This window comes from Xylanibacter rarus, from assembly GCF_001275135.1.
Lineage (GTDB): Bacteria > Bacteroidota > Bacteroidia > Bacteroidales > Bacteroidaceae > Prevotella > Prevotella rara.
Genome location: NZ_LFQU01000054.1, coordinates 1 through 8,181 on the forward strand (window position 1 = coordinate 1; position 8,181 = coordinate 8,181).

Consider the following 8,181-nt stretch of genomic DNA (forward strand, 5'->3'; position numbering starts at 1 on the left):
TTTATTTTAAATTCTGAACGGTTTCGTCTAACCGTTTGATGAATAAACATTTAACGGAGTATCTGAAAAGTAATGGTAACGACTAGGAAACCGTGCGATTTTCAGCGTTTTGCGGTGTTTTACTATCAAATAACTCTTTCAGGTGCAAAGATACGACAAATCTTTGATATAGTATCCAATACAAACAGTATTCGCCATTTTTTGCCTTTCGATATATACCTATTTGCTTATGCCGTTATTTTTTGCAGATTTGGATAAAAAAGGAAAGGCAAAATTCAGGAAGCATTGAAATTCTTTACTTTAGTTAGTGCAAAAATCGAATAATTTATTGTAACTTTGCAGCGGATTCGGTGTGCATATAATACCATCCCAATTAAGATAAGTCGCAACATATATAGTGGTTTTCAATATGATTATGAACAATTGTACAATATTAACAGGTAAAAACACCGTTAATATTGCATATCATAAACCTTGGTAATTTTTCCACATTCAAATCTAATTAATTCGATTTGAATGTCATTGTCTTTGTAATCCGGCATGCTATTTCAGGCTTGTCGAGAGATTTTTTGTGCTATAAAATCAAGAAACATTCAAAAGATAAAAGGAAAAATTCAAATGGAAAAAATCAGAAATTGGAAACAAGATTTCTATACAATATGGGCGGGGCAAGCTGTGTCCCTGATAACAAGTGGGGTTCTTCAAATGGCCATCATCTGGCATCTGACAAATACAACAGGGTCTGCGATGGTGTTGTCAATGGCGACCTTGGTTGGGTTTCTACCTCAAGCGGTTTTAGGTTCTGCAATCGGAGTACTTGTTGACCGCTGGAACCGGAAAATGGTCATGATTGGTGCAGATGTCATCATAGCTTGTGCTGGACTGGTACTTACCGTAATTTCCCTGTCAGCGGAACTACCTGTATGGATAGTAATGCTCATCCTCTTCATTAGAAGCGTTGGCACTGCATTCCATTCCCCTGCGTTAAGTGCGGTAACACCTCTTTTAGTGCCTGAAGAACAGTTAGTCAAATGTGCCGGCTACACCCAGTCCATCCAATCGGCAAGTTTCATCCTAAGTCCGGCAATTGCCGCTTTTCTCTATGCAAAATGGGGGTTGAATTCTGCGGTTGCCCTTGACGTATTCGGAGCAATAATTGCCTGTATCACTGTTGCAATGGTTCACATCCCAAAACAACCGATTGAAGCGCTGCAGCAAGAAAACTTTTTCACCGAACTGCGCATTGGCTATAACGCAATACGACAAAATAAAGCTCTTTTCACATTGCTTTGGATAGGAGCAATCAATATGTTCATTTATATGCCAATCAATGCGCTATTTCCGCTGATGAGTATGAATTATTTCGAGGGAAGTACCTTGCATGCTTCCGTGGTGGAAATTGTTTTTGCAGTTGGTATGTTGTTGGGCGGACTTCTATTGGGCGCATGGGGAGGTTTCAAAAAGCGCATGGCAAATATCATCGGCTCTATCTTTCTTATGGGAGTGTCATTGACTGTTTCCGGCTTGCTACCAACCAATGGTTTTATGATATTTGCGATATGTTGTACGTTGATGGGCTTTTCTGCCCCATTCTATAATGGAGTACAGACCGCGCTATTTCAAGAACAGATACAACCCGAGTATTTAGGGCGTGTTTTCGGACTTCTTGGCAGCATCATGTCGTTTGCCATGCCGCTTGGGTTGGTAGTGTCGGGTGCATTTGCAGACCAAATCGGGGTAAACCGTTGGTTTTTGTTCTCAGGTATGGCTATTCTGCTTCTCGCTATAATAGCCTTATGTCTTCCACAACTTAGAAAGGTCGACAATCAAAAACAAAAATCATGATTTATGAAACGTAACTAAATCTAAACAGCAATAAGCCTCTGATAGGGAAATACGATTATCGGAGGCTTATTGCAATCTGTTTTAACTACTTATGTAATTCCTCTACTTTTCCTTTGTGGTTGAATTGGCTGTCGTATGCTCTGCCGTAGCCTGTCGAACTGTTCCCTGAACCATTCGCCTATGGGCTGGCGGTTGATTACGAGTGTCAGTTTAGACTTGTCCGCAGGGTCTTTCACCACTTGAAAGCCTGCTCTTTCTGTCGTAAAACTCCGATTATGTTCCTCCGAATAAAGTTTGCCCTCGTATATCAAAGGCTTACCATAAGTCAATGTCGTGGTCTGCCTTTCATTGAACCCGACAAGGCGGCACAGGCTCTCTATTCTCATAATTTCCTTTGCCATAGGAAACCATGCACACAGCTTTTCGATAATGCGTTTCAAACCTGATACTTCATCTTTGTGTCTGACACTTTTTTCCGCCATCTCCTTACGGTGATTCTGCTGTATTTCCAACAACTGGCGGTTGTGCTCGGTTTGCATCGTGTGTATGCGGTTTTGCAGTATCTCAATGGTTTCCTCATGGGTGGCAACTTCCCGATACAGGGCGGTGTTCTCCCTTTCCAAAGTCTTGACCTTGTTGCTCCCGAAAAGAGAACCGACACTTTCAGCTATGTTGGTCGCTGCGGTGGTGGCTGCACCTTTCAGTTTCTCGGTCTGTACCTCTTTCTTGGCTTGTCTGAGTTCCTGTTCGGTTTCGGTTTTCTGCTCCTGTAACCGCTTGTTTTCTGCATCAAGGGCAGCGTTCTTTTTCTGTATGTCCCGATAATACTGTGTCGTGGTGGTGTGCCGTGCTTCGGAACCTCGCACACCTCGCTGTAATCCGTATTTAGCCATAACCCTTGCATAATTGTCGTGGTACGCAATCAAGGTCTGACGGTTGAACAGGTCATCGGCACACAAACGGACGGTATTTGCTTTCTTGTGATACTTCCGTTTGCCGTCTTCCTGCTCTTTCTTGGCTTTGCGCCTTTCACCTGTCACGATGGGAACAATGGCTGCATGGATATGCGGTGTCTTCTCGTCCATGTGAAGATGGGCGGCAACCACGTTCTCCCTGCCGAATGTGGCTTGCAGCCATTGGATGCTGTCGCTGCACCATTCGTCAAGTCTTCCGTTTTCCTGTATGTCCATCATGTCCTCATGTGTTCCCGACAGAACCACTCGGACTACACGGACTTGGTCATGTGTAATCTTCCGCTTGATGCCTGCCGTGTTCAGCCTGTGGGCAATCGCTTCATCCCTGCCATGAACGCCATCGGGGTATTCTATAAGTACCCTGTTCAGATGCGTTCTTGTCGGGTCTGCGTTTTTAGGTATGATTCTTCTCTCTATATGGTCGGATTGTACGGTGTCCGATGAACCTTTTGCTTTCTTTATGTCCAATGAAAAATATCCCATGTAGTTTGATTTTTACGGTTATTGTTATGAGTGTATTCTCTGCCTGTGGCATTGGCTCTCAGGGTTTCCAAAGGGATTTCCCTTTGGCTCGATAGGGAGTTTTTAGCATTACCGTGTAATGCGTGAAGAAAACGCCCTATTGAGCTATGGTATTTCTGTCTAAATACCCTTGGGAAAGCGAACCTGTTCCCCTCTATATTTTCAGCCCTTTCTTTTTCGGTGGCTGCATCATCCGCCTTGCGGATTGTACTTGCTTCTCCTCCTTTATCGGCTCTGTCGATTGGGACAAGAGTTTTTTGCACAGGTACTCGTTCAAGTCATTATACCCTGCATAGTGAACCGACATATCCTGCAAGCGGTCACCCAACATCCGTTGCAGGTTGGCGTATGCGTTCCGTCCTGCTGTGTCATTGTCAAGGAAACAGCCGATTCGGGTATAGGTTGCCAATATGCTTTCCGCTTTCGAGAGGTTGGAAACGGAGTTGAGAATGACGTAATCCTGTGCATTCAATCGTGGGTGTTGCGGATTGTTCTTTACTCGGATGGTCAGGAACGAGAGATAATCCATGAAGCCCTCGAAAAGATAACAGACGGTTCGTGGCTCTTTTTGCTGTCGGATATGGGTGATGTCCTTCGGGGCGACACATCCCTTGAAGTATCTATTACGCACTTCATACCCTCTTGCCATATTCGGGAAGCCGATGGCGAAATAGGGTTTGTCGGCATTCTCAAACCGCAGTTCCTTACACTCCCTTTTGGCGAGTTCAATGTCTATCCCCCTTTCTTGCAGATAGGCAATGAGCGCAGGTGATGACAGCTCGCCAACTCTTAATACCCGATAAGTGCGGTTGTCGGATTGCTGCTTGCCAAAAGAAAACGATGCAGGGCGGATGTATGGTGTCCGTTCCTCTATGCGCTTCAACAGGCAGGTTACATCTTCCGTATGGTAGAGTTCCGCTGCCAATGCGATGATGTTACCGCCCTTGCCAAGTCCAAAATCGTACCATTTGTTGAGTTCTGTGTTTACCTTGAAAGATGCGTCCGTTTCCTCTCTCAGCGGTGATTTGTACCAAAAGCTGCTGCCCTGTTGCTTGACGGGCGTGTAACCCAAACTTTGCAGATAGTCTGCGATTCTGATTTGTTTAACTTCTTGTATGTTCATGATATTCTATAGATTTGATGATGATTGTAAAAACGTTGATTTGTTGAATGGCTTATATAACACATTTATTTACAGAAAGATATTTGCTCAACATCTTCTCAACAAACCACTCGCCAAAAGAGAAATCAACAATCGGGTGCTGTTCCTCTCTCAACTTCTCTTTTCGATTGTTGAGATTTTGTTGAGAGTGTATATTGTTTATTGTCAGCATAGTTATATCCTTATTCATCAATTCAACAAAAAAAGAATGATATTACAGGGATTCAAGTTGTTCCCTCGTGACAGAATAGAAACGACCGACCCGTTTTACAGGCTCATACCGACACTCCCGATTGTAGTTGAATTGGTAGGTGGTATAGGTCAGTCCGTTGGGTGCAGGCGTAAGTTTCCAACACTCCTGCAACACCTTTCGGACTTGGTGCTTCTCCACTTTTACCTGCGAGTGTACCAGCAACAGAAGAATGTCGTTGTAGCAGAACGAGAATGTGTCCGTGCCGACACTATCCATGATGTCAAGTATCAGCTCGTGCATCTCTATCTCCAGTCGGTTACGGTTGCTGCGGATTATCTTCTGCAAGGCTTCGGTATGCAACAGCGATGGAGCAAACCACATACGGCTTTCCTTTTCGGTGGATAGTGTTCTGTGTTGCAGGAAATGAAGAAAGGCGGGTATCTCCGCTTTCAGCTTTTGCAGGAAGTCGGTATCATCAGACTGCAAGCGGTCTATCTTGCGTACCCAATAGCGTGTTTCCCCTGCATCAATGATTACAGGCAAGTACTCGTTGTTGGAGCATAGCACGAACTTGGCGAAAAACGCTATCTCGTCACGGTCTTTGCCTTTGGCTTCCACCTTGTAGGAAAGTGTGGTGCTTAGGTTCTTCAACCGCTCGCTGTCCTCCCTACGGTTGAGCAGCACCTCGTCCACCACGATAAGCAGTTTGCCGGCCCAGTCGGAATTGAATTGGCTACGGAAATCCTCGTTGGTGTTAAAGGTTACATTGTTCTGAAATAGGAGTTTTAGAAAATTCAGAAATGTGCTTTTGCCTGTGTTGCGTTCCTCTGATACCAACAGCAGGATAGGCAGCTTTTGAATGGGGTACAAGTAGAGCAGTTGTAGGTAGTCCATGCCCAACTCGTATTGCTCCCCGAAGATGTGACCTACCAAAGATTGGATATGCGAGAAATCGCCCTCTTTAGGTTGGTGGTCTATCGGTTCATAGAGGTTAAGGAACTTGCCGACCACGGGATGGTAGCCGATGTGTTCGGGTACGGTGCAGAAGCCGTCATACTTGGGAACGCTGCCGATGTAGTCCTTGCCGTAGTCTTGGCGCAGGGTTTCGTTGTTCCATGCTATGCGTTTCCTTACATACCCTCCGTTCAGTTTGGGCTGCTCCACAATCTTGTAAAGCGTAGTCCCCACTCGGATGAATTCCTCCTTTGCCATGCCACCATCCGATGGCGGTCTGTGGCTGTCTTGTTGTTTGTTAGCTGACATAATCAAATGGTTTTAAGTTTGAAAAATACCAGCTACAAAAGTATAAGCATTTATCGGATAAGTTGTTACGCAAAACGCGGCAGAACGGTGACAAATAGCCCCCGAAGAAAAAACTTTCAATGGTTTGGAACGGAAGTCGGGCAGGACAGACGAAAAAACTCCCAAAAAACGAATGTGGGGATTACGCTTTTCGGGAGAAAAAATTGGAGTTCCTGTTGATATGTCGGTCAGATTATATGCTGACACGCTGGCTTGATTACTCTATTCGTGACTGAATGAATGGATTCCGTCAGTCGTGCAACCAATTCAGCTACGAGAAGTATTCGGCTTTGGCTATGCCGTTGGTGTTCAGCGAAAAGAAGATGCTTGTTTTCTCTTTTCGCAAGTACAGTCTTTCAAGAACGGCATTGCGCACCTGCTTCGCACTGTATGTGCCGATACGGAACGCAAGGGCGATTATCGTTTCAAGGCTGTAAACCTCCATGCTGCACTTGTCGGACAGTCGGATGGTATGCCTTATCTCACACTCATTCAGAATGCCGTTCTTGCAGAGTGTCTTTATCCCTGCCCTGATAGTCGGGGCGGTTACATTGAACAACTCGCAAAGCTCCCACTCACTCATGGCGGTTGCCTGTATATCTTTCGGCATAACTACATTGCCGAACTCGTTCATTGTTATGATGTTTCTTTCCTCTTTCATTATCGTTTGATTTAAGGGTTACTGAATGGCATTGCAAATGTTCTTTTCCATATCCTCCAGTTTGTGCGACAATGTTTCCATATCCTGACTAATCTTTTGGGCTGTGATTTTTGCGTAAATTTGGGTCGTTTTTATGTTGGTATGTCCCAAAAGTCGGCTGACGGTTTCAATGGGTACTCCGTTGGATAACAGCACAGTGGTCGCTGCCGAATGTCTTGCTACATGATAGGTCAAGTGGACTTTTATACCGCACAACTTGGCAATGGCTTTCAGCTTCTTGTTGCAAGTCGTGTTACTCGGCATGGGGAATACTTTATTATCTCTTGTCATACCCCTGTACTTCTCTATTATCTTTCGGGGAACATCCAACAATCGGATATTGGATTCCGTGTTAGTTTTCTTTCTTCGGGTGATAATCCACAGATTTCCGTCAAAGAATGTTTGCAGGTTGTCTTCCGTAAGGTTCTTGACATCGGAATATGCCAAACCTGTAAAGGTGGAGAACAGAAATAAATCCCTGACAAGCTCGTGTGTCTTGTCGGGCATATCGGTGTTCATCATTGTGTGTATCTCCTCTCTCGTAATATACCCTCTGTCCACGCTTTCGGGAGAGTTGATGTACCCTGCAAAGGGATTGAACGGCAGACGACCGTCATTCCTCGCTATGGAAATAATGTGTTTCAGCACAATCATGTAGCCCCAAATGGTATTGGTGCGGCATTTTTTCTCAGTACGCAGGAAATACTCGAAGTCGTTGATGAACGAGAGGTTCAACTCTTTTAACGGAATATCTTCACGCTTGTAGGTATGGGGTAGGAACTCACGGATGTGCTTGCAGACGGTAACATAACGTCGGAATGTTCCTTTTGCCCTGCTGTGTCCCACTTTCTTGGCAAATTCGCTGTTGTGTTGTTCAAACAGTTTTAGCAAGGTTTCCTGTTTGATACCGATGCCGAGATAGGCATCTTTCAACTTGGCAGCAGTGACATAACCGTCCGTCTGCATCAACTCTTGATAACGGCGGTTTATCTCCACTCTGATTTTGTCAACGGCACGGTTGATTCTTTGCGCTTCGGCACTCTTACCCGAAGCACGGTTGTTCTTCACGTCCCACAGGCGCAAGGGAACATCCATCTTGCAACTGAACTGCTTAATCTCTCCGTCCACCGTAATGCGACACATCAAAGGCAGGTTGCCGTTGGGTTTCTCACTGCCTTTCTTCACGTAGAACAATACCTTAAATGTACTTCTCATAACTCACTTTTTTTTGGTTACAAAATTAATTCATAGTGAGTTACCGACAGATACGACACATAACGCCAAACGATGCAAAATTTAGGTTTCGCAAGAAATTTGCATCATCGCACGGGTAATGATAAAGTAACTGAACTTTTGCTGCGTTTGTCCATATTCTGTCTCTTCTTGGCTTTTGAACAAGAGAAAAATATAGCGTAACGAACGCTTTTTCAGTCTGTTCGCTACGCTTTACTCAAATTTGCTATTCCGTTAGGTGTTTATTTTA

The 8,181-nt window shown here is 44.6% G+C and carries 7 protein-coding genes; 1 reads left to right on the forward strand and 6 read right to left on the reverse strand.

Annotation, left to right across the window (positions count from 1 at the left end; genetic code table 11):
* Positions 1-618: 618 nt before the first annotated feature.
* Positions 619-1,845: an MFS transporter gene (locus tag ACU52_RS14255; RefSeq protein WP_016564142.1), complete on the forward strand. Its 1,227-nt coding sequence runs from the start codon at positions 619-621 to the stop codon at positions 1,843-1,845.
* Positions 1,846-1,934: 89 nt separating this feature from the next.
* On the opposite strand, the gene mobV is transcribed toward ACU52_RS14255, so the two are convergent.
* From mobV to ACU52_RS14280, 6 genes are all read right to left on the reverse strand, one after another.
* Positions 1,935-3,302 (reverse strand): MobV family relaxase, encoded by a 1,368-nt coding sequence (mobV, locus tag ACU52_RS14260; protein WP_022508104.1) that lies wholly within the window; start codon positions 3,300-3,302, stop codon positions 1,935-1,937.
* 193 nt (positions 3,303-3,495) lie between these two features.
* A complete protein-coding gene (locus ACU52_RS14265; protein WP_016564201.1) occupies positions 3,496-4,464 on the reverse strand; it encodes a toprim domain-containing protein in 969 nt (322 codons plus the stop codon).
* Between the two features lie 52 nt (positions 4,465-4,516).
* Positions 4,517-4,675: a hypothetical protein gene (locus ACU52_RS15340; RefSeq protein WP_016564202.1), complete on the reverse strand. Its 159-nt coding sequence runs from the start codon at positions 4,673-4,675 to the stop codon at positions 4,517-4,519.
* A 42-nt stretch (positions 4,676-4,717) separates the two neighbouring features.
* Positions 4,718-5,959 (reverse strand): primase-helicase family protein, encoded by a 1,242-nt coding sequence (locus tag ACU52_RS14270; protein WP_016564203.1) that lies wholly within the window; start codon positions 5,957-5,959, stop codon positions 4,718-4,720.
* A 310-nt stretch (positions 5,960-6,269) separates the two neighbouring features.
* Positions 6,270-6,659 carry a hypothetical protein gene (locus ACU52_RS14275; protein ID WP_016564204.1) on the reverse strand — a complete coding sequence of 130 codons (390 nt, stop codon included), beginning with the start codon at positions 6,657-6,659 and terminating at the stop codon, positions 6,270-6,272.
* Positions 6,660-6,677: 18 nt separating this feature from the next.
* On the reverse strand, positions 6,678-7,913 hold the full coding sequence (locus tag ACU52_RS14280; RefSeq protein WP_016564205.1) for a site-specific integrase: 1,236 nt from the start codon (positions 7,911-7,913) through the stop codon (positions 6,678-6,680).
* Positions 7,914-8,181: the final 268 nt, after the last annotated feature.